We start from the raw sequence: 20,789 nt of genomic DNA on the forward strand, positions 1-20,789 counted from the left end.
CGTGTCGGTCCAGCGAAGCCTGTTCAATCTGCTCAAAAGCCGTTCGGTTGCGCCTTTGGTCGGGGCTCGGCTGAGTTCCAGCACCGGTGACGGGTTCGGTCACATCGCTCTTGCCTGGGGAACTCTGCAGCTCGGCCATGGGCCGGGTGGTCTGTCGCTGGTCCTTGCGTGCAGGGCGGTGCCCGCGCTGCTGGTGCTCGTCGGCGGTGTCCTCGGCGATCGCTTCCGGCGGCATATTGTACTGGCCGGTGCCGAAGTTCTGGCCGCGGTGACCTGGGGTGCTCTGGCGGCCTGCTTCCTGGGCGGGGGCGTGCCGCTGGCCCTGCTGTGCCTGCTGGCGTTCTTGTCCGGGCTGGAGCGGCCGGTCTTCATGCCGACCCTGCGCAGCATCGTCGTCGACCTGGTCCGCGTCCGGGACCGGCAGAACACCAACGCGCTGCTCGGCCAGGCCGACTCGGCCGGACTCCTCATCGGCCTGGCACTGTCCGGCATCGTGGTCGCCGCCGTCGGGCCCGGATGGGCGGCGGCGATGAAGGCGGCGTCCGGAGCCGTCAGCGTGCTGCTGCTGATCCGGCTCAACACCTCGGTATGGCGGCCGGAACGACCCAGGCTGCTGACCGACCTGCGCACCGGCTGGCGCGAGTTCGCCTCCACCCGGTGGGTGTGGGTCCTCACCGTTCAGTTCACGGCGGTGGCCGTCTCGGTCAGCACATTCATGGGCGTCGTCGGCCCGTCCCACATGTCGCAAGGCCATGGAGGGTCCGGCGCGTGGGGAGTCGTGGCCGGCTGCGAGGCCTTCGGCGCGCTGCTGGGCGGCTTCGTGGCGGCCCGCTGGCGACCCACCCGCCCGGCATTGGCCGCGGCGCTGCTTCCCGCCTCCGCGGCCGGCCCCATGCTGCTGCTGGGCGCGGGAACGCCGTGGCCCGTGCTGGCCGCGGCCATGCTGGTCCCCGGCGTCGGCCAGGCCGTCTACTTCGTGTTGTGGTCCACCACGCTCCAGCGCGAGTTCCCTCCCCAGATGCTGGCTCGCATCAACAGCTGGGGCCTGCTCGGCAACTTCGCCCTGACCCCGCTGACCCTCCTGGCCGCCGGCCCCCTGACCTCTGCGATCGGACCACGCAACACCGCCACCGCCAGCGCGTTCCTCATCCTCGCCGCCACCGCCGCCACGCTGACATCGGCCCAGGTGCGACGACTTCCTGCCGCATCGGAGGAGCCGCTCCTGCTGGAGGAGTGGGAAGAGCCGATGGTTGTGGTGGTCGAAGCAGAGAAATCCTGAACCAGCTCTCGGAGCGCACAAGAGATCCCTTTGCCGGAAAGGTCCGCAGAGGTGCGGTGAGGTTCCTCAAAGAAGCAGGTGGTCGAGCGGCTGGGACAGATCCACCGATGTCCTGTCCCACGTACTGCCGTTCCTGACCGGTGACTCCGGCGTCTGCCCCCTCGCAAGCCGCGCACCGCTCAACGCGTTCAGTGGCGGTCTAGGAGCCCCGGTCGTTGTCGGTCCGGCGGGCTATTGTCGGCGGTCAGCCGGTGGTCCTGGTTGTCCTGGGCTGCTGGAGAGGGCGGTCCGGGATGGCTTTCAGGTGCGGCAGTGGCCGCTGAGCTGCACAGCTGCCGCGTTGCAACGGATTCCGGTGCCGGTCGTCGGGCGCGAGGGATCGCTGGGGGTGTGGATGAGGCGTACGACGCCGCCGCGGCCGGTGGACGTGGCCGCGGTATTCCCGGAGCTGGCGGGGATGGCCAGGACGGCCACGCGGCTGCATCCCCGGCCGGGGACGCCGACGGTGCACGACAGCTCGGTGGGCGGGCCGCTGCTGTGGCCGGCCGACGAGGACTGGCCGATGTGCGAGCAGACGCACTGGTCGTCCCGGCTGAGGGGTCTGGAGGACGTACGGGCACGGCGGCGGATCCTCCAGGCCGGAGCGCCGCGCACGGCCGCAGAGCAGGCGGTCGTGGACCGGGAGCCGGTCGAGCATGACCCGACAAGGGCGCCCGCCGAGCCCTGGCCGCTGCTGCCGGTCGCGCAGTTGTACGCGCGGGACATCCCGGACCTGCCCTGCCCGGACGGCACGGACCTGCTGCAGGTGCTGTGGTGCCCGTCCACCGAGATCGAGAGCGAGTCGTCATCGGCGGTGCACCTGCGGTGGCGACACTCCTCCGAGGTGACACAGGTCCTGGAGCAGCCGCCGGAGCCTGTGTTCGTCGACTACGACGGTTACGTGCCGCTCCCGTGCGCGCTGCATCCGGAGCAGGTCGTGGAGTACCCGGCATCTTTCACCGCCACCTGCACGAGGGCATCGGCGTCCTCGCCGATCAAGCCCCGTATCTGCACAAGGTGCGGGACCGGTGCCGACGCGAGGCCATGACCCACGTGATCCGGACGGCGCCCTGATCGAGCCCGACCGCCGCGCCGGCGGCCTCCGTAACGGCGACGACCCATGGCTCAGTCACAAGCACCAAGCATTCGTCGGCAACGTGCAGTTCCTGGCCGCACCCTGCTGTGGGTCTCCGGCACCGAGCCCGGCTCCACCGCGATATCACCGCCGCCCGCATCCACGCACTCCCCGCGCTGTACCGCGTAGCGGCAACGGCCGGCCCGCCCTGGTCGGCAAGGGTTACATCGGCGCCGGAATCGGCATCCTCCTCCGGTCCGGCGGCCGAAGGCCGCTCCGGACAGGCCCTGCATGCTGACACACGCACCACGAACAACCTGATCAGAGGCGTCCGCGCCCTCGGAGAACGCGCCGCCGCCGAACTCAGGCAGCGTCGGCGCTCCCTGCAACACATCACCCTGAACCCGGGCCGAACCGGCGACATCGCCAGGGCCGCCTTCGTCCTCAACCGAATCTGGAAACGAGAAGCCGTCACTGAACCGCACGTGCGCCATTCCCCGATCGGTCAGCGCCTCAACATACCCCCGCCGCCTCCTCGGGCCAGTGCTCCCCTGCTCCAGCAACCGGCGTACGACTCCAGCGACTCGTCCGGAACGACCCCTGCCAGCAGCCACTTGGCCACCACCTCAGCGCCCCATCCGCTCCTTCCGGAGGCAGAAAGTAGCGGCACGCCTCTATGCCAGCACAGGGTTCAGCCGGTGGTGCTTCCCGCCACTGAGCACAAGTCGCCACTGCCAAGCCCGGGCCTCACCACGCGCTCCGGACCCACGTATCTGCGCCTCTACCAGGCACTCACGGCCCTGCCCTCGGGTGCCACTGCAACAGATCACTTGTCGCCATGCGGCGTTTCACCCATCGCCCCGCCCGGGGCACCGCCTGCATCCTGCTCGGCAATCGCCCACCGACCTGGAGGTACGCCATGACCGAAGCACCCGACCCCACTCGCCCGGGCCTCACCATCTCCCATCGGGAGACCTGGGTGATCGCTTCCAACGTGGTGCATGGCTTGCGAGGGATCCGCGCACCCTACTCCGCGATCCGAAATCGCCTGCGCAGGCTCCTCGATCACATCCCGCCCGCTCGAGCCCATCGGACCGACACGGCAGGCGGTCTCTTGGGGGAGGCCCTCTCTCTGATGTCCGCGTTCCATCACCCGGACGGGGCGGGAGTGATCGGACCAGGCACCGACGGGCTCCTCCGAACGGCGCTGGTCCAAGCGCTGGCCTCCCGGACCGTCCCGACCCGGGTCATCACCACGAGACCCGACCTCGAACGCCTGTTTCCGATCAAGCTGGACAGCGCCCTCCTGGAAGCGCTCGCACCGGGTCTCCATGCGGCAGAGACCCTCGAGGAGGCCATCGAACACCTCGAGTCACGGAGCGGCCTGCCCAATCCCGGATCCGCCTCAACCGCCCAGAGCACACGCACTCTCTGGCTGGTCACCCCGGGATCGGATGCCGACGTCGTTCACCAGACCATCCGGCGGTGCTCCGGCATCAACCTGACAGGTCTCTTCGCCGGTCCCTGGCCCTACGGCCCCACCCACGTCATCGACATCGACAGTCCACGCCAACCACTCCACCGGCCGATCACCTTGCTGTCGCCCGAGCAGGCAATCACCGCCCTCGGCTCCCGGCCCGGTGACGAGCTCGAGACCGGCGCCCTTGGCCACGAACGACCAGGGAACGAGGGTGTTCTTTGATCTCGGCGGTCACCTCGGTGCCGTCGGCGACGGTCAGCTCCGGTGTCCCGGGCGGGTCCATGTGCCGTCCGGCCGGCGTGGTGCGGCCAGCTTGTCCAGCTCCCGCTGCGCCGCGGCCACCCGGGCGGCGGCGCGTCGGCGTTCGGGCTCGTTGACCACCATGGAGGTGATCCACGGCCGGTACACGGTGATCAGCGCGCGCAAGAACACCACGCGCAGGAACACGATGTCGGAGGGGTTGGAGGACGCGGCGGTCCCGGCGTTCGGGGGGTTCCGCTCAGGACCGCCGCGTCGGCTCAGCACCCTCGTAGGGACGAGGGCGGGTCCTCGCCGCGAGCGCTGGGGGTGCGCCGCAGTGCTTTCTTGACGTGCACGACGGCGTCCTGCAGGTGGCTGGTCCGGCAGATCCACATCCGGCCCGGCCAGGCGAACCACAGCCTGTGGTCGTCGTCGGGCCGGTGCATCGCCCACACCTGCACCGGCCGTCCGCCGTCCTGCACGGTCAGATGCGAGGCTTCTACCGTCACGTCGTACTGCCGGCCTCTCAGCAGCTCGGCCAGCTGCCGGATCGCGGTCTGCCGTGGGTCCGCCTCCAGCCCGTCTGTGCGGGGAATGCCGAGATGCGTCATGCCGCGTTTCCGAGCGGGGGCGTGCCGGTGGCCCTGACGACCTCGCAGAACACATCGCTCAGCGGCTTCCGGCTGCCGGACGGCTCCCCTTCGGACACCACCAGCGCATCACGGTCGGGGTCGATGTGGGCGAGGGCCAGCAGGTCGCTATACCAGTAGCCGATCCCGACCAGGCGACGCTCGACCTTGTGCAGCAGCCCGAACGCCCCCTCCTGCGAGGTGGCCCGGAGGGCATCGGCCATCTCCTGCATGGCCCGCTCGCGGTCGTCGCAGACGCCGACCGCCCCGAGCGCCGGTGGGTCTCCCAGGGCTTCGACGATCGTCCAGGAGTACAGGCCCCTGCGGGCGGTGGGTGATTTCGGCAGGCCGAGTCCGGCCGGGTGCGGCCGGAGCAGCGCAGGGTCGGGAGACATCGGTACCTTCCGCATGCACCATCGCTGTCGGGAAGAGGGGCGGTGGCCCGCGCCGGATCACCGCCCCTGACCGCACCCCACAGCGGGGTCGTGCGGTCACTGTCAGCGAACACCCGGTGTGCCGCGGATCGCCATCCGGCAGCGAGCGACAAGCCCGGGCACTCCCCCGGCACAGCCCGACAAGACACGGACGAAATGCCGCTGACCAGGTGCGCAGGAGAGGTGGCCTACCGGTGCAGCACATCCGCCGCAGGAACGACCGCGCTCCGGAGAACTCCCTTTCCCGCAGGTGGCCGGGCGCTAGGCTGCCGGATGCGTGCGCCAACACCGATGCCCCGCCCTCGTGGTGGGGCGTTCGTCTTCACGGCCTGGGCGTCGAGCCGTGCCGGTGGATGTCGGTCGTTGTCGGCTGGCTGGGGTCGTGGACGCGCTGGTCCACTGACGGTGACCGGCCCTCCGCAGGAGGAGGGCCCGGGGCCGCGCTGTGACGAGCCGCCGGCCCGCCCTTCACGGGAAGGAGTCTCGATGACCGTTCTGGCAGACCGCCCCACCCAGGCCACGGCGAAGGATCCCCGTGAGCTGGTTCCCGCTTGGGCGTGGGATCTGCTGGTGGAGGACTTCCGCAAGACGCACCACGCCTCGCACGCCTACACCGACCGCGCCGTCGGCCAGTTCCTGGTCTTCCTGAAGGCGGTCGGGAACATTCTTCGGGCCGCCCGCCAGGACCCGGACGCCTACGCCCGCATCGTGCCGACCCCGCCGGTCGACGAGGTGTGGCACACGGCCCTGCAGCGCACGGAGCTGTACCTGCCGCTGAGCCTGGCGTTCGCCGGGGGGATGATCCACCACCGGCCGGTGATGGACGACGACATCCGTTCCGGCGCGGCGCTCGCCCGGACCATCCCGCATCTGGAGGCCACCGGCCTGTTCGTCGACGCCGAGTTCTGGAACGACGAGGCCGCCTCCAGCTGCTGCCCGCCGGAGTGCGCCGGCCAGGGTGGCCTGGTGGGGCTGCAGGGCTGGGAGGGCTACGGCCTGACCTCGGACACGCCGCTGACCATCTCCTTCTGACAACCCAAGGGACCGCCCGTGCGTAGTGACTGGACCGACCTGCCCGAGGACCTGCGAGGTCAGATCGAGGCCCACACCGGCCCGATCAGCGCCATCACCCCGGCGCCCGCGGGCAACCACGCGGACATCGCCTGCACCCTGCACACCGCCGGCGGCCGGACCTTCGTCAAGGCCGCCCGCAAGCTGGCCGGCAGGGACGGTCCGGAGGTCATGTCGCTGCGCCGGGAGGCGGCCGTCAACCCGCACGTGGCCGAGCTCGCTCCCCGGCTTCGGTGGCAGGCCGAGGCCGGGGGGTGGCTCGCCCTCGGGTTCGAGCATGTGGAGGGCCGGCGGGCGGACTTCTCCCCCGGCTCACCCGACCTGGTCGCCCTGGCCAAGACGATCCATGCGCTGCAGGCCACGCCCTGCCCCGACGTGGTCCGCCTGGCCGTGGAGCGCCGGTGGCAGCAGGTGCTGGAGGACACCACGCCCTTGAGCGGGAATGTGCTGCTGCACACCGACCTCAACGAGGACAACTTCATCATCACCCCGGACGGTCGTGCCTACCTGGTGGACTGGGCGTTCACCTCGCGGGGCGCCGCGTGGGTGGAGCTGGGGCTGCTCGTTCCCTGGCTGATCAAAGCGGGCCACTCGCCGCAGTCCGCCGAGGAGTGGGTCGCGCAGTTCTCCTCCTGGGCGGAGGTGGATCCGGGCTGCGTCACCCGCTGGTCGGTGGCCTTCGCGGAGCTGTGGCGCACGCGCAGCGAGGTCAACCCGGCCGAGTGGGTCGCGTTCTATGCGGGCCTGATCCGGCGGTGGGCGGACCACCGGTTGAAGGAACGGCCCCGGTGACCGATTGGACACAGGTCCACCCCACGCAGCCCATGCAGGCCCCCGGCGGGCGGACCATCGACATCGACGTGGAGATGGTCCCGCTGGTGGCCGAACTCTGGCGGCTCGGCCACACCACGAACCTGGCCTGCCAGGACGCCGGCGAAGCGATCCTGGGCGGAGGAACCCGCACCCCCGAGCCCGAACGCCCCGCCGCGGCGGCCCGCAACATCGGCCGTGCCTGGCTCATCGTCCGGGCGAAGGAAGGCCCCCGCCTGCTGGAGGCATGGCGACCGCTGCGCGACTCCGGGCGGTGGCTCCTGCAGCCGGCCGCCAGGGACGAGCCCTCCGGCCCCTGGGCTTCGCTCACCTTCCCGCGCGACCGCATCACCGACGCCGCCGAGCTGCTCCGCCGACTGTGACCAGCGCTCGATCCGCCCGTTCCGCAGTCGGCCATCACCTATCGCCGGTCCGCCGGGGCCATGGCCGGTACGCGGCCGTCCGCGCAGGATGTGTCCTCCACCGGCGCGGCTGGGCGGTAGCGTCCCAGCCGTGACCAACCCGGAACCCGAGCCCGCCGGGCGGACCCAGTGGGTCGTCCACGGCGAACGGATCGTCGACGAGAACCGGCACATCCGCCTGTCGGTGGCGGACGTGGAACTGCCGAACGGGGTGCGGTTCGAGCAGTACGTGATCCGGCTGCCCCGGTGCGCGATGACGCTGGTGCTCGATGACGCGGGCGAGCGGATCCTGCTGATCTGGAGGCACCGCTTCATCCTGGACCGCTGGGACTGGGAGATCCCCGGCGGCTACGTCGACCCCGATGAGGACGGCCCCATCGCCGCCGCCCGCGAGGTCGAGGAGGAGACCGGCTGGCGGCCCCGCAACGTGGAGTTCCTGCTGACCTACCAGCCGGCGGTCGGGTCGGCGGACGCGCCGCAGGACCTGTACGTCGCCCACGGCGCCGACCTGGTCGGCGAGCCCGAGCCCGACGAGGCGGAGATGGTCCGGTGGGTGCCGATCGAGGAGGCCCAGGCCATGATCGCCCGCGGGGAGATCGTCGGCGCGGCCACCGTCATGGGCGTGCTGCATGCCGTTGCGGCGCGGGCAACCGCCCGGCCGCGTACGCCCGAAGCTCGGTGACCTGTTCCGTGCCCGCGTACGGGGCGAGGTCTTGCAGGAGCCCCTGGATGGAGGCGACCGCCCGGGCCGACCCGAGCTTGGCGGTCAGGTCAACGGCCCGCCGCCCGTACCGGCACGCCTCCTCGACCTCGCCCTGGGCGGCGTAGCCGCTGGCGAGCAGGGCGGTGTTGAACGCCTTGCCGCGGATGTACCGCGGGTCCATGCGCAGCGACCGCTGGGCGTGCCGCTCGGTCTGCGCGCCCTGCCCGAGGGCGCGGTAGCAGTGCGCGATCCGCGCCGCGAAGTACGCCTCGTCGAAATAGGCCAGCCAGGGTGGCACATCATCGGCGTCGCCGGCCCGGGAGAAGGCGGTTTCGGCGCGGCTGAGCGCCTTGGAACATGCCGTGGCGTCGGCGCGGAGCGCGTGGGCGTGCGCCTCCAAGGCCAGCCCTTCGGCCTCCAGAACGGCGAGGCCGGTCCGGTCACCGGCGGTCTGCGAGGCCTGCGCCATGTCGATCGCCTCGTCCGGCCGCCTCACGTAGATGGCCAGCTGGCTCATCGCGGCCAGGATCTCCCCGCCGAGCCGGTCGTCCTCGGCGAACCGCGCCAGCGCGAGGGCCTGTACCAGGTACCGCTGGGCCAGCGCCTGCAACTCCAGGTCGTGCGCCTGCCATCCGCACAGCTGCGCCAGCTCCGCCGCCGCTGAGAACAGCTGCCGGCGGACCGGCTCGCTGCAACGGGCCGACCGCAGCAGCGGAGCGACATCGACGCACAGATAGTCCACGACGGTCCGGCGGATCCTGCTGGCGCCCATCTGGTTGTCCAGCACCCGGAACGCCTGCACCGCCTCGCGGATCTCCTGCACGTCCTCCATGCCGAGCCCGCGGTCCCCGTCACCAGGCCCCAGCGTCGTGCGGGGCGCGATCAGCCACCGCAAAGCCGCCGACGAGCACGCCGCCACATCGAAAGGCTGCTCGGCGAACGTCCTGCCGTCCTCGAGATCGGCACGCGCGAGAGTAGCGATCAGGCTCGCGCTCTCCGACAGGGTCGCGGGCAGCCGAAGAACGGCGAGTTCGGCCACATCCCGGTGAACGACCACAGCCTCCAAGGCAGCGCCGTCCCCCATGTATTCACCGCGATTCTCCGGACCCTGCGGGGCCAAATCGAACAGGTCCTTCTCGGAGGTGCCGTACACCCTGGCGTACAGCAGCCGATACCGCTCGCTCATGCCGCGGTTGGTGCCGGACTCCCACCGCTCGATGCTGCGGACCATGCTGGTCAGAGTCGGCCGCTGGGACTCGTCCATCGCCGCGAGCATCTCCCGCGCCAATCGGACGACGTCCCAGCCCCGGTGTTTACGCTCGGCACGCAGCCGCGCCCGCACCTGCGAAGTGGTCTGGTAGGCCACGCGTGCACCTCCGCGATGACACCCGACACGCAATGCCGGGCGGCATGTCGGCTCCTGCCGTTCATTGTCGGCTGGTCACACAGAATGTGCAGCAGGTTCGCTGAACGTGACCGAATCAGCGATGCGGGAACGGTCACGGTGCACGCATCACAATCCCGCTTCCAGCCAGGAATCCGACATCTCCGACCTTGTTGCGTGCGCTCGTGGCTTTCCTGCCCTTTCAGGGAGATCCCATGCCCCACAGCCACACTCCCTCCGGTACGGCGGCGGCGCCGCCAAAGCTGGGCCCGGCCCGCACCGAACGGCTCCGGCTGGCCGCCCTGCCCAGCGCGCCCGGCACCGCCCGCCGCTTCACCACCGACCTGCTGAACGCCTGGAACCTGCGAGCACTGGCCGCAGACTGCGGGCTGGTGGTGTCGGAACTGGTCACCAACAGCGTCAACCACACCGGCCGGCCCGCCCCCACCGACTATGCCGACCTGTACGACCACACCCCCGCGACGATCGCCCTGCAGCTCAGCTACACGGGCGCGATCCTGCTAGTGGAGGTGTGGGACCACAGCGAGGAGCGGCCGGTACGGCGTCACCCCGGCGCGGCCGAGGAATCCGGACGCGGACTGCTGCTGGTCGAGGCACTGACCACCGCCTGGGGCCACTGCCCCGCCGAACAGGGCGGCAAGGTCACCTGGGCCTGCTGGAACACCGCGTCATGACCCGCCCCAACAGCAACGGGCGGCCAGGCCCCGACCCGCGCCTGCCCGACGCCGACCCGCGCACCCTCCGCCAGGCGATCACCCTGGTGGAAGCCGTACGCGACGACCTACGCCACGCCGCCGCCCAGGCCCGCCGGCAGTCGTTCTCCCGGCGCAACTGCGGCGACCTGCTGGGCGCGGCAATAGCCGCCGGAACCGCCCGAGCCTCCGAGCGTGCCGCCGACCACATCACCGAAGCCCTCGTCGAGGCATACGGCCTGCACGCGGTCCACCGGGAACTGCTCGCCCAGCACACGTCCCCACCGGGCCTGACCGTTCAGGACCTGATCACGACCGGTCGACGGCGTCGGCTGGAGCCGGTGTGGTGGCTGCTGGCCGGAGCCTGCCTGGCCTGGACGGCCGCGCTGCTACTTCCCTAACCGGCAAGCCCTCGTCGTGGGCGCCAGGACGACCGTCTCAGCCGTACCAGGAGCCGTCCCCGTGTCCGATGATCCCGACCATCGGCAGCGCTCTGCCCTGAAAGCAGTCCGCCTGGGTGGTCACGTGTATGGAGTCGTCATCACACCCCCAGCCCTTGACGGTGTAAGGCGATCACTGTGTCGCCAGCTCGCACTCTGGGCCGATGTGACAGCCACTCGCCGATCCACCCCAAAAATCGGCATGCGCCACAACCCGCTTTTCGTCCATATTCGACCATGTGGACGAAACTCCAGTCCGGCTATGGTGGCGGTCCCCTGTGCGTTATGGCATGCTGCGTTCAGAGCGCATATGGAGTCAACTAGCGTCCTTGAGCGCATGGGCGACTCTGCCGAACGCGCCTTTCGCACCGTCTACCGGAAGGAGAGCACGATGACCCGCCACGTCCTTCTGGAGGCGCATGCCCATGAGCAGCGACACCAAGCCGGCACCGACCCGCAGGAGTAAGAACCACCCGAATCCCGGATCTGGCCTGAGTCTCCCAGCGACAACCCGGACACGAGGCCCTTACATCCGCTTCGCCGAGCCGGACATCATCCCCGAGACCTCGTTCGGCCTGAACACCGATCCGCCGACACGAACCCGGCTCTGGGGGCAGGCCGACGACCGGCGTCTGATGCAACGGCGGCACGATGGACCCGGCTCTGCTGCGGGCCAGAGGAGCAGAGCACCATGGTGCAGCCGCCCTCGCACCAAAGTGCCCACGCACGCCACGGCCCTCGGACGGCCGGGATCACCGTGGCCGTCGCTCACCTTCCTCACACCGGCTCCTCCGACAGGAGCGCCTTCGGCAGGAGCCGATGGACGTGAGCGACCGCGCGGCGTGTCGTCCGCCCGCTGTGGCGGATGGGCACTCCGGCCGCTTGGCCGACGCGCCGGGACCGCCTCCTATCGGCATGCTCGCACCTTCAGTGGCGGCCGCTCCTCGTCTGTGGACAGGGACCCGCTGCGGAGCAGAGCAAGAAATGCTGCATATGGCAGATGCTCCCCTGGATCGGCGCGATCCAGGCGCCTGTGGATATCTCCTCGCCCGGGAACAGCGGGGGCGAGTCGAGGACCGGGCGCGGTCCGTCCACACGGTGAGGGGTGCCGATGAGGAAGGAGCACGGCACCCCGCGCCAAGGGCATCGTCGGGGGCATAGCCGAGGAGAACGGCGTTCACGCAGCGTACGGGTTCCACTGACCGAAGCGGAGTACGCGGCGGTGGCCGCGGCCGCCGCACGCGAGCAGCTGGCGGTGGCCGCCTTCGCCGGCCAGGTGCTGGTCGCCGTGGCGGAACACGGTGAGACGCCCGCGTTCACGCCGTTGCGCGAGCTGATGGGCCAGGTGATGCGAGCGAGCGCTCAGGTCCGCCGCATAGGCGTCAACCTCAACCAGGCCGTCGCCGCTTTGAACACTCTCGGCCAGCCCACGGACGCGCTCCAGCAATACGCGCGAGTCGTCAGCGCGGCGGTACGGAATCTGGACGACCTGGCCGAACAGATCCGCGAACGCCTGCCGTGATCGGCTAATCCTCAAATCATCCCCGGCTCCATCCGTCATGCTCGCTGTGAAGTGAGCATGGCGGGCAAAACACCACCTTCCGCAAGTCACATTTTTGCGCGCCATCCAGCATCGGCTACGCGATATCGAGGAGACCGACAACACGATGATCGGAAAGGTCCTGCGGGGACATCGCGTTCAGGGGCTGATCCGCTACCTGTACGGCCCCGGCAGGTTCAATGAGCATCGCGATCCGCACATCGTGGCGGGTTTCGACGTCCCGGCGGCGCTGGAGCCCGCGTTACGCCCGGACGGCAGCCGTGACTTCCGCCGGCTCGACGCACTGTTGCAGCAGCCATTGGCGCTGCTCGCAGACCGCAACTACGCACGGCCGGTCTGGCATCTGTCCGTCCGCGCCCACCCCGACGACCCCGTGCTGTCGGATCAGCAGTGGGGCGACATCGCCCGGCAGATCATGGACCGCACCGGACTGGCCCCGGACGGCGACACCGAGGCGGTCCGCTGGATCGCGGTCCGCCATGCCGACGACCACATCCACATCGTCGCCACCCTGGCCCGCCTGGACGGCACCCGCCCCGACGTGTGGAACGACGGCTACCGCATCCGCGCCGCCTGCCGCGAGATCGAAGAGGCGTACGGACTGGTCCGCACCGCACCGGCGGACCGGACCGCCGCCCGCCGCCCCAAGCGTGGCGAAACGGAAAAGGCCCGCCGCCAGCACCGCCCCGAGCCCGTCCGCACCACACTGCGCCGCCAGGTCCTGACCGCCGCAGCCGCCGCCCACGACGAGCAGGACTTCTTCGACCGACTCGCCGCCGAAGGAATCCTGGTCCGAATCAGATTCAGCCGCCAGGATCCGGACCAGCGGACCGGCTATGCGGTCGCCCTCCCCGGCGACACCGATCGTTCCGGCCGGCCCATCTGGTACAGCGGCGGGAAACTCGCCCCCGACCTCACCCTCCCCAAGCTCCGCCACCGCTGGACCACCCATCCGTCCGCCGGTCCGGCGACCGGTCCGCAGTCCGCGGACCACCATCCGGTCACCGGACGCCATCTCTCCCGCCGGACCGCCCGCGCTGTGCTCCGGACCACCGTCCGCCAGGCCGCGGACCGGTCCCGGACCACCGAGCAATTCTTCGACCATCTGCACAAGGCCGGGATTCTCGTCCACCGCCGCCACAGCACCATCGATCCCGCACAGATCACCGGCTACGCCGTCACCCTCCCCGACCACACCGGCCCCGACCGCCGACCGCTCTGGTACAGCGGCGGGCAACTCGCCGACGACCTCACCCTGCCCGCCCTCCAACGCCGCTGGGCAGCATCCTCCTCCCCCGCCGCAGAGCCCCAGCCGGATCTCACCGCCGAAGAACGTCACGCGATCTACCAGGACGCCGCCCGCGCCGCAGCCCACGCCACCGCCCACATTCGCCGCTACGCCGCCACCAACCCGTACGCCGCCGCCGACGCCTGCTGGGCCGCCTCCGACGTCCTGCACGTCGCCGCCCAGGCCACCGGCAACCCCCACCTGCGCAAAGCCGCCGACGCCTACGACCGCGCCGCCCGCCCTTCCTACGCCCGACTCCCCCGGCCCACGCCTGCCGGCAACACCCTCCGCACCACGGCCCGCCTCCTGGCCCTCACCACCGGCGACCGCAACACCCGGCTGCTCATCACCCTGCTCACCAGCCTGGCCGCCCTCATCGAGACCATCGCCCAACTCCGCCAGACCCAACAGCAGATCGCCCAGGCCACCGCCGCCCGCACCGCCTACCAGCACCTCCACCGCGCCGCCCCCGCCGGCACTCCCCCATGGTTCGGCCACGACGACCAGACACTCTCCGCGTTCCAGCTCGCAGCGGCAGACCACCCGCTGCCCTGGAGACCCCCTGTTCCAGAGCCCCTCACACCGACCTCAAGAGCAGCTTCCCCGATGTCACCGGAACGACGCAGAAGCCCAACGCGGTGAACAGCCTCCCCATCCGGTTTGGACGACTGAACGCTGCGGGCATGAGTCGTGCCTCGACCGTTTCGGATGCTCACCAGCCCTGGGGCGTCCTCTCATCGACGGCGAGAAACGCCTCCTGCCGCTTGATCAGTTGCATGTCCCAGTGCGGCTCCGAGCAGTACGGTCAGCAGCCGATGTTCGCAAGAGCCGTCACAGGTCGAGCTGATAGACGCGGCCCGGTCGCAGCGGGGCTGACAGGGACGGTTCGGCTCCGACACACGATGATCATCTCGGTGTCGGAACCCCTTCGCCGGGCTGCGGGAACATGCCGTCCGGCCCGCAGTTCACCGCCTTGGCGCGCGCCTGCGCCAGGGCGGGTTCGCGAGCCACCAGGTCGGCCAGGTCGGGACCGTCGGTCTTGAGTTCATCGACCAGCTTGGCGACCTTCCGGGTCTTTTCCGGCAGGCCGTTGTCGTTGCGCGTCGGACGGTACTTCTCAACCTCGGGCAGCAGCCGGCGCAGCGCGCTGCGATAACCGGCGACCGTCGCGTCGCCGCCCTTCACCGGCTCCGGCCCCAGGCCTTCCAGCAGGTCGATCGAGGCCCGGGTGATGTCCGGTATGTCACTGAGATATGCCTGCATCTCCAGAAAGGTCAGGGCCGCAGAATCACGGATAACCTGATCCGACAGGCTGCCGTCGGGAGCTTCCAGCTTGGGTGCTTCCGGCTTCTCGTTGAACAACCGGGTCGCCGCACAGACCCGATCGATCCAGGTGACGAGGTCCTGGTCCGGCGTGGGCGAGGCCGGCCGAGCGGCCGGAGCCTTCGAGGCCGCGGGTGGCGCCGGCTCGTTCCCTGACGAGCAGCCGACCATGCCGAGCGCGGCGACGAGCAGGACGGACAGACCGATCCCCGGCGTCGATGTTCTCACCTTCACTGACAGCTCCTCGGCCCTCTCGCGCTGCTGTTCATTCACTCTCTCCGGTGGTCACGACCAGCCTGCAGAACAGGACTCCGCCGACAGTCCACGGGCGTTTCACGACAGGGCCTCTTCGGCAGGGAGCATGCTCATCGCCCACCTCCGATGCCACCACGCGCCCGCTGGGGGAACCACCGGCCCATCATGACCCCCAGCACGCCCCGCAGTCAGTGCATTACGCAACACAACAGCCAGCTCGCATGGAGGCCGACGCGGGTGAGCCCTGGTCCCCTTGACGGGCGTGGGGTGCCGACATGACGGATCGACATGTTCAGATCTGGGCATTGAGAGTGAGAGATCACCGAGACGCCATACGGCGTGCAGCCTGTCAGCGTCGATGAGCACGGACCGGTTGGGCTGGCGGAGCTCGATCACAGCTCGCCCGCCGTCCCCGTTATCTCTTCAGGAGTCTGCTGTCGTAGCCGGCGGCCAGGAGGCGCTGGTAGGCGGCCTCGACCTCGGCGGGAACGTCCTGGGGGACGGCGAAGCCCAGGGCCGGGTATTCGATGATGCGCTGGAGGTCTCCGACGAGCATGTCGATGACGAGCTTCTCGTCGCCGATGGCGGTGATGTAGTCGTCGAAGGTGAGCGGTTCGGACGCGCACACCACGTCGACTTCGGGCCAGACCTTGCGGGCGGTGGCGTAGGCGCGGCGTTCCATGTAGGGCTTGGAGATGAGCAGCACCGACTCGACGTGGACGCCGGCGGCGGCGAGGACCTGGCGGGAGTAGGTGATGTTCTGGCCGGTGTTGGTGGCGTTCGGCTCGACGATGATGGCCTCGGCCGGGACGCCCAGGCCGATGGCGTGCTCGCTGTAGTGGACGGCCTCGCCGCGGGGGAAACGGGCGGCGGTGGTGGGGCTGTTGGCGCCGGAGAACACCAGGGTCTTGAACAGGCCGCGGTGGAACAGGTCGGCGGCGAAGGCGGCGACGCCGAGGTCGTGGCTGCCCAGGCCGATCGCGGCCGAGCAGGGCCGCAGGTCGTGGTGCATCTGGTGGTAGTCCCAGATGATCCGGGCGTCGGCCCGATGAGCGGTGGTGGCGGCGGCCTCGCTGGTCACGATGTCCCTCCCGGTCCGGTCAGACGATCAGCCGGCTCTTCGGGCGAGCCGGTCGCAGGTCGGCTTCCTCGAAGCTCCGGCGGATCGCCTGGATGCTGTGCAGCTGGTGGGTCAGCCCGCCGGTCAGGGCCGCCTCGGCGGTCTGGTCGAGCAGGCGCAGCCCATGGTCGCAGGCCGCTTTGTCCGACAGCAGGATGTGAGCGTGTACGGTGTCGAGCCGAACGCGCTGCATCGGCGTTTCCATGGTGCCGCTGCCGCGGGCGATGTCGATGAAGTAAACGCCTGGTCGAGGGCTCCGATCCCGCGGCACGCCAGTGCGAGTTTCTGCTGTGCGGTCGCCCAGTCCTCGGTCTCTCCCAGGTCCTCCAGCTCGCGGACGGCCTCGAGCATGACGCGGGCGGCGTACTCGTGCTCACCGGCTTTGCTGAGGACCGTTCCGATCCATAGGCGGGAACGGGCGCGGTCCCGGCCGCTGAGGCGTTCGCCCGAGGCGAGCGCCTGGTAGCGGCGTGCGGCCTCGTGCAGGTCGCCGTTCATCTCGGTGCCCACTGCCAAGGCCAGCTGAGTCTGTGCGACCCGGCGCGGGTTGTCCAGCTCGGTGAACAGGGACAGCGCCCTCTGGCAGGCGTGCACGGCGGACAGCGGCCCGATCAGCTTTCCCTGATCGCGTCGTGCGTCGGCGAGCAGCACGAGAGAGCGGGCGTGCAGGTACATGCCCTGACGGTCGAGCCCGTCGAGCGGGTGGCGCGTCAGCGGAAGCTGACCGGTTCCCAAAGGGTCGGGACCTCGGCTCCAGCTCTTTCGAATCCCCCGTGAAGAAGCCTCACCCTCGCTCAACAAGTGGCGCCTCACTGGAGATCCACCATTCTTCCAGCCGGACATGCGCACCAACAGCACGCATCAGTTCGTTCACCTCGGCAAAGGAGAGTGAAAACGGAAGTGCCAGCGCAACAACCATATCACTGTGCGCATCCACCCTCCCCCCAAATCGACGGACACTGTCCTCAATGAGCCGAACAGTTGTAGAGCCAACAGGATCGACACAAACAAGCTGCAGGGCATGAAAATCATTCGCCTTGCCGACCTGATATATGCAGGCGTCTTCATCAATCCATATGATGTCGTTCTTGGCCACCCCTAGCGCCATTACTGGCGTGCTGAGAACCTGAAGCCCATCGTCCCGGACCTTGCGCACCAGAAGATCCTCGAACACCGGCTGACCATCGTCCTGAGCACCTACGAACACTTCTATACGAAAGCTCACAACATCTCTCCAAACGATCATATCCTGCGCGAGCGCGGAACATCTCCAGTCGCATACCTTTCGGCACAGGATCGACCCGGCGATGGCGCACCCCTATTTTGCGCACTCGTGTTGCATGCCCATCCCTCCATTCTCAGATTCACATCGGAGAGATTTCCGCCTGCCACTCGAGGGACATTTATGTGGCCTATTTGGAGAAGGGACGGGTCAGAGTAGGTGAAACCGCACCTCCAGCAACCCCAAACTCTCTCCTCTTGGCCTGTAATTATATTCACCCTCACTCGGGCGTCACAGGTTGAGAATCCTTTGCCTTGTAGCAGTGTCAACATCTTTTTCAGCAGTCGGCCCACCACGGCTGAGCAGCCTATCCTGCGGTGAAGCCGTCTGCCCGTCCCTCAGCACGAAGAGTGGAAGCTGACCGTCGCATCTAAACCGGAACCGGTCGTCGTCACCCGTATTGTGGACGAGGAGAGTTCGTCCCCCCGCCTCAACATAGTAGGTGTGGGTACCGGTGGTAGTGATGTTGTGAACGCGTTGAGCGTGGGCGGTCCAGGCCTTGATCTAAGGAGATCTTGGGTTTCTCCACCTTGGCGATCTTTGAGTGAGATGATCGTCTTATGGCGAAAAAGGGTCGTAGATCGACGTTCGAGGAGCGTCTGCAGGCGGTGCGGATGCTGGAGGCGAAGATTCCAGTGGACAAAGCGGCGGAGATCGCGGGAGTGGACCGCTCGACGTTGCTGGGCTGGTGGCGTGATTACCGGCTGGCCGGTGCGGAGGCGTCGGAGACGAAGAAGACGCGTGGTCCGGCGACGAAGCTGACCGGTGCGCAAATGGATGAGCTGTATGCGCTCTTGATCGGCAGTGATCCGCGACAGCTCAGTTTCGGGTTCGCGTTGTGGACGCGGCAGATGGTCACGGAGTTGATCTGGATCCGGTTCCGGGTGCGGGTGTCGGTGGCGACGGCCGGACGAGTGCTGCGCCGGCTGGGGATGTCGCCGCAAAACCGCCGTACCGGGCCTACCGGCAGGACCCGGACAAGGTCACCGAATGGAAGGAACGCATCTATCCGCAGATCCGGGCCCGGGCCGAGCAGGAGGACGCGGAGATCTTCTTCGCAGATGAGGCGGCCTGCCGCACCGACTTCCACACCGGCACCACCTGGGCGCCGATCGGGCGGACACCGGTGGTCGAGGCGACCGGCGCCCGCAGCGCGGTCATGATGATCTCCGCGGTCTCCCCGAAGGGGAAGCTGCGGTTCATGGTCACCGAGCAGGGGCTGAAGGCGGCAGAATTCATCACCTTCTGCCGGCGGCTGCTGGACGACGTCGAGGGCAAGGTGTTTCTGATCGTGGACGGGAACCGGATCCACACCGCCAAAATGGTCCAACGCTTCGTCGCCTCCACCCAGGGCCGCCTGGAGCTGTTCTTCCTCCCTCCCTACTCGCCCGAGCTCAACCCCGACGAGTGGGTCTGGAAGAACGTCAAGAGTGACCGTGTCGGCCGCCAGTCGGTCCTGAGCCGGGATGAACTCAAACTCTTCGCCGCCAGAGCTCTCCACCGGCTCCAGAAGACACCCCGGCTCCTCCTGTCCTTCTTCCAGAACCCACACCTTGCCTACATATCCGGGTGAGCGCAGAAATGCTCCACTAGTCTAAAAACCTAAGATCTCCTTAGATCTACGGCTAGAGCATCGGAGGACACAAAACTTTCAATAACTGAATAGATCATCCGAGAAACCGACTTCATCCATCAGTTCACCACTGGTCATCCAGAGAGCAATTACCTCGACAGCGAGATTCTTGTCGATGAAGCAGACGTTCGGTATCTCAAGAAAGTCGTCGAACTGAACCCTCCGCAGGACTCCATCCGGCTCACTTCCACTCCGAGTGGCCATTTGAAGGAACTCGCTGTCCGTATGAACGATCGCCCATCCGTCAGGCGCGGCGCCAAGACTCAAGGAGTCTTCGGGAACATCGGCCTCCCGCCATATGGAGACACCCGGCAAGTAGTCGACCCACGCCTGGCGATAAGCCTCCTCAGCCTGGCGCACTTTTTCGGCCACATCCGCTACACTGCACACCTCACATCCATTTTCTTCACGAGAAGTCGGATGCCAATATCTGAGATAATGAGAACCGCCCACTCCGTCCATCGTGGGGCGCCTCCTGCAAATATCCGCGTCCTGCGGTGCCGTACACGATGCCCTCTCCCGCGTCCAGACAAGATCGCCTGCCATGCCTGCCCTGGGCACGCGTGACTCGAGCATCTGCGCTTCACCCAAGAAGTCGGACGCATGAGTCGGGAGCAGGTGCAGCGGAGGGCATCGTCGGGATCCACCGTGTCCTGCCTGTCGTCGGATTTGATAGTTAACGGTAGCCGCCACTGGGATCGGTATCAACTTGGACGATGCCGCGAGCCGAGTGAGATCAAGGAGGTAGGCGTTGTCGTCGGTGGGATGGACCGCGCCGAGCCCTTCCACGCAGAGCGGTGTTTGTTGCCACAAGGCGTCAAGCCCCTCGTTCAGCGGCCATCGCTGCGGTTAGCGGTCGACCAGAGTCGGCTGGACAGCAAGTGATGCGCATGTGAGAGAATGACTATGTGATCGAACCTGCAGACATTGACCTGGTCGGCTTTCTGACCATTTGGTACGGCCCTCCGACCAGGGACGCCAAGCCTCTACCCAATTCCTGCAACTGGCTACCCCGACCACTTCAGGAGTGGCATGTACTAACCTCGCGGTGGGACGCGCAAATCACACATGTCACATCGATGATCCCGCCTGAACAGATCGAGGTCGCCGACGACGGCATGGCCACTTTCATGGTGGATGCCACCGGCGACTGGCACTGGTCCTTCAACCCGGAAGATCCGAACAGCGTTTTTAATGCCGAACTCCATCAACCCTGGGAGCGAAATCCAGAACAACTTCCAGAATTCCTGGTGCACAGCACTGTGAGAGAGGTATTCTTCGGCGCCCCGGCCAGAATGCAGGCATTTGCCGTCTCAGACGAGAATCTGGCACAAATTATTGACACCCTAGAGGAGGTGGCGTTCGGCGCCTGGCAACTACCCGCACAGGATGACCGAATATTCATGGGGGACAATGTACTAGTGGAAGCAATTCCATCCCCACACGAACCCGACTGGTACGTGGCAGCGGCTGCGCCCAATTTCAGCCACCTGTCCAATCTTGAAAAGGTCGCAGGAGTGGACTGGCGCAAACGGAACGTATAGCGAGTACTCCGCACCGCGTGCGGCCGGACCGCCGTCAGAGGTCCGGCCGCGCATCTTTCAGAAT

The 20,789-nt window shown here is 68.1% G+C and carries 22 protein-coding genes and 1 pseudogene; 14 read left to right on the forward strand and 9 right to left on the reverse strand.

Annotation, left to right across the window (positions count from 1 at the left end; translation table 11 throughout):
- The first annotated feature begins 1 nt into the window (after position 1).
- The 3 genes from HNR21_RS30595 to HNR21_RS30605 all read left to right on the forward strand — a co-directional run bounded on the left by HNR21_RS30595 (position 2) and on the right by HNR21_RS30605 (position 4,095).
- Positions 2–1,279 (forward strand): MFS transporter, encoded by a 1,278-nt coding sequence (locus HNR21_RS30595; protein WP_182707876.1) that lies wholly within the window; start codon positions 2–4, stop codon positions 1,277–1,279.
- Between the two features lie 394 nt (positions 1,280–1,673).
- Entirely contained in the window at positions 1,674–2,366 is a 693-nt protein-coding gene (locus tag HNR21_RS30600) for a hypothetical protein (protein ID WP_182707877.1), read from the forward strand.
- A gap of 946 nt (positions 2,367–3,312) precedes the next feature.
- Positions 3,313–4,095: a hypothetical protein gene (locus HNR21_RS30605; RefSeq protein ID WP_182707878.1), complete on the forward strand. Its 783-nt coding sequence runs from the start codon at positions 3,313–3,315 to the stop codon at positions 4,093–4,095.
- A 33-nt stretch (positions 4,096–4,128) separates the two neighbouring features.
- On the opposite strand, the gene HNR21_RS30610 is transcribed toward HNR21_RS30605, so the two are convergent.
- The 3 genes from HNR21_RS30610 to HNR21_RS30620 are packed head-to-tail and all read right to left on the reverse strand — an operon-like array spanning position 4,129 to position 5,137.
- Positions 4,129–4,398, reverse strand: coding sequence for a hypothetical protein (locus HNR21_RS30610; protein ID WP_182707879.1), 270 nt, complete (start codon positions 4,396–4,398; stop codon positions 4,129–4,131).
- Positions 4,392–4,724 (reverse strand): hypothetical protein, encoded by a 333-nt coding sequence (locus HNR21_RS30615; protein WP_182707880.1) that lies wholly within the window; start codon positions 4,722–4,724, stop codon positions 4,392–4,394. Before HNR21_RS30615 ends, HNR21_RS30610 begins: the two co-directional genes overlap by 7 nt.
- On the reverse strand, positions 4,721–5,137 hold the full coding sequence (locus HNR21_RS30620) for a hypothetical protein (protein ID WP_182707881.1): 417 nt from the start codon (positions 5,135–5,137) through the stop codon (positions 4,721–4,723). The genes HNR21_RS30615 and HNR21_RS30620 overlap by 4 nt, the downstream gene beginning before the upstream one ends.
- Positions 5,138–5,662: 525 nt before the next feature.
- On the opposite strand from HNR21_RS30620, the gene HNR21_RS30625 reads away from it, so the two are divergent.
- From HNR21_RS30625 to HNR21_RS30640, 4 genes are all read left to right on the forward strand, one after another.
- Entirely contained in the window at positions 5,663–6,208 is a 546-nt protein-coding gene (locus tag HNR21_RS30625) for a glycine-rich domain-containing protein (protein WP_182707882.1), read from the forward strand.
- An 18-nt stretch (positions 6,209–6,226) separates the two neighbouring features.
- A complete protein-coding gene (locus tag HNR21_RS30630; RefSeq protein ID WP_182707883.1) occupies positions 6,227–7,039 on the forward strand; it encodes a phosphotransferase in 813 nt (270 codons plus the stop codon).
- Positions 7,036–7,440, forward strand: a complete 405-nt coding sequence (locus tag HNR21_RS30635; RefSeq protein WP_182707884.1) for a hypothetical protein — start codon at positions 7,036–7,038, stop codon at positions 7,438–7,440. The genes HNR21_RS30630 and HNR21_RS30635 overlap by 4 nt, the downstream gene beginning before the upstream one ends.
- Positions 7,441–7,570: 130 nt before the next feature.
- On the forward strand, positions 7,571–8,161 hold the full coding sequence (locus HNR21_RS30640) for an NUDIX hydrolase (protein WP_312881430.1): 591 nt from the start codon (positions 7,571–7,573) through the stop codon (positions 8,159–8,161).
- On the opposite strand, the gene HNR21_RS30645 is transcribed toward HNR21_RS30640, so the two are convergent.
- Positions 8,094–9,548: an NsdA family TPR-like regulatory protein gene (locus HNR21_RS30645; RefSeq protein WP_182707886.1), complete on the reverse strand. Its 1,455-nt coding sequence runs from the start codon at positions 9,546–9,548 to the stop codon at positions 8,094–8,096. The two genes, HNR21_RS30640 and HNR21_RS30645, sit on opposite strands and share 68 nt — an antisense overlap.
- 233 nt (positions 9,549–9,781) lie before the next feature.
- On the opposite strand from HNR21_RS30645, the gene HNR21_RS30650 reads away from it, so the two are divergent.
- The 4 genes from HNR21_RS30650 to HNR21_RS36190 all read left to right on the forward strand — a co-directional run bounded on the left by HNR21_RS30650 (position 9,782) and on the right by HNR21_RS36190 (position 14,210).
- Positions 9,782–10,261, forward strand: coding sequence for an ATP-binding protein (locus HNR21_RS30650; protein ID WP_182707887.1), 480 nt, complete (start codon positions 9,782–9,784; stop codon positions 10,259–10,261).
- Positions 10,258–10,680, forward strand: coding sequence for a hypothetical protein (locus HNR21_RS30655; RefSeq protein ID WP_182707888.1), 423 nt, complete (start codon positions 10,258–10,260; stop codon positions 10,678–10,680). Before HNR21_RS30650 ends, HNR21_RS30655 begins: the two co-directional genes overlap by 4 nt.
- A 1,261-nt stretch (positions 10,681–11,941) precedes the next feature.
- Positions 11,942–12,241 carry a hypothetical protein gene (locus tag HNR21_RS30660; protein WP_182707889.1) on the forward strand — a complete coding sequence of 100 codons (300 nt, stop codon included), beginning with the start codon at positions 11,942–11,944 and terminating at the stop codon, positions 12,239–12,241.
- Positions 12,242–12,386: 145 nt separating this feature from the next.
- Positions 12,387–14,210, forward strand: coding sequence for a relaxase/mobilization nuclease domain-containing protein (locus HNR21_RS36190; RefSeq protein ID WP_182707890.1), 1,824 nt, complete (start codon positions 12,387–12,389; stop codon positions 14,208–14,210).
- A gap of 264 nt (positions 14,211–14,474) precedes the next feature.
- Here the strand turns inward: HNR21_RS36190 and HNR21_RS30670 are convergent, their stop codons facing one another.
- The 4 genes from HNR21_RS30670 to HNR21_RS30685 form a co-directional block, all read right to left on the reverse strand.
- Positions 14,475–15,164 (reverse strand): hypothetical protein, encoded by a 690-nt coding sequence (locus HNR21_RS30670; protein ID WP_182707891.1) that lies wholly within the window; start codon positions 15,162–15,164, stop codon positions 14,475–14,477.
- Between the two features lie 397 nt (positions 15,165–15,561).
- Positions 15,562–16,227, reverse strand: coding sequence for a YdcF family protein (locus HNR21_RS30675; protein WP_376766609.1), 666 nt, complete (start codon positions 16,225–16,227; stop codon positions 15,562–15,564).
- A 123-nt stretch (positions 16,228–16,350) separates the two neighbouring features.
- On the reverse strand, positions 16,351–16,941 hold the full coding sequence (locus HNR21_RS30680; protein ID WP_182707892.1) for a hypothetical protein: 591 nt from the start codon (positions 16,939–16,941) through the stop codon (positions 16,351–16,353).
- A gap of 109 nt (positions 16,942–17,050) precedes the next feature.
- Complete coding sequence (locus HNR21_RS30685) at positions 17,051–17,512, reverse strand: DUF4265 domain-containing protein (RefSeq protein WP_220500366.1); 462 nt, start codon at positions 17,510–17,512, stop codon at positions 17,051–17,053.
- Positions 17,513–18,108: 596 nt separating this feature from the next.
- On the opposite strand from HNR21_RS30685, the pseudogene HNR21_RS36685 reads away from it, so the two are divergent.
- Together HNR21_RS36685 and HNR21_RS30690 are read left to right on the forward strand one after the other, a co-directional pair.
- Positions 18,109–18,438: pseudogene (locus tag HNR21_RS36685) on the forward strand (helix-turn-helix domain-containing protein); the annotation flags it as partial.
- On the forward strand, positions 18,387–19,121 hold the full coding sequence (locus HNR21_RS30690; protein WP_182707894.1) for an IS630 family transposase: 735 nt from the start codon (positions 18,387–18,389) through the stop codon (positions 19,119–19,121). The pseudogene HNR21_RS36685 and the gene HNR21_RS30690, both read left to right, overlap by 52 nt.
- Positions 19,122–19,199: 78 nt before the next feature.
- On the opposite strand, the gene HNR21_RS30695 is transcribed toward HNR21_RS30690, so the two are convergent.
- Complete coding sequence (locus tag HNR21_RS30695; protein WP_182707895.1) at positions 19,200–19,643, reverse strand: hypothetical protein; 444 nt, start codon at positions 19,641–19,643, stop codon at positions 19,200–19,202.
- A 446-nt stretch (positions 19,644–20,089) separates the two neighbouring features.
- On the opposite strand from HNR21_RS30695, the gene HNR21_RS30700 reads away from it, so the two are divergent.
- Positions 20,090–20,725, forward strand: a complete 636-nt coding sequence (locus HNR21_RS30700) for a hypothetical protein (RefSeq protein WP_182707896.1) — start codon at positions 20,090–20,092, stop codon at positions 20,723–20,725.
- Positions 20,726–20,789 lie beyond the last annotated feature (64 nt).

The organism is Thermomonospora cellulosilytica, from assembly GCF_014138835.1.
GTDB classification, from domain to species: Bacteria; Actinomycetota; Actinomycetes; order Streptosporangiales; family Streptosporangiaceae; genus Thermomonospora; species Thermomonospora amylolytica.

Bases quoted from the DNA above. Each gene is read 5' to 3' on its own strand.
- HNR21_RS30600 (WP_182707877.1), top strand. From the start codon at position 1,674: ATGAGGCGTACGACGCCGCCGCGGCCGGTGGACGTGGCCGCGGTATTC.
- HNR21_RS30605 (WP_182707878.1), top strand. From the start codon at position 3,313: ATGACCGAAGCACCCGACCCCACTCGCCCGGGCCTCACCATCTCCCAT.
- HNR21_RS30615 (WP_182707880.1), bottom strand. From the start codon at position 4,724: ATGACGCATCTCGGCATTCCCCGCACAGACGGGCTGGAGGCGGACCCA.
- HNR21_RS30620 (WP_182707881.1), bottom strand. From the start codon at position 5,137: ATGTCTCCCGACCCTGCGCTGCTCCGGCCGCACCCGGCCGGACTCGGC.
- HNR21_RS30625 (WP_182707882.1), top strand. From the start codon at position 5,663: ATGACCGTTCTGGCAGACCGCCCCACCCAGGCCACGGCGAAGGATCCC.
- HNR21_RS30650 (WP_182707887.1), top strand. From the start codon at position 9,782: ATGCCCCACAGCCACACTCCCTCCGGTACGGCGGCGGCGCCGCCAAAG.
- HNR21_RS30655 (WP_182707888.1), top strand. From the start codon at position 10,258: ATGACCCGCCCCAACAGCAACGGGCGGCCAGGCCCCGACCCGCGCCTG.
- HNR21_RS36190 (WP_182707890.1), top strand. From the start codon at position 12,387: ATGATCGGAAAGGTCCTGCGGGGACATCGCGTTCAGGGGCTGATCCGC.
- HNR21_RS30680 (WP_182707892.1), bottom strand. From the start codon at position 16,941: ATGTACCTGCACGCCCGCTCTCTCGTGCTGCTCGCCGACGCACGACGC.
- HNR21_RS30685 (WP_220500366.1), bottom strand. From the start codon at position 17,512: ATGATCGTTTGGAGAGATGTTGTGAGCTTTCGTATAGAAGTGTTCGTA.
- HNR21_RS30695 (WP_182707895.1), bottom strand. From the start codon at position 19,643: ATGGACGGAGTGGGCGGTTCTCATTATCTCAGATATTGGCATCCGACT.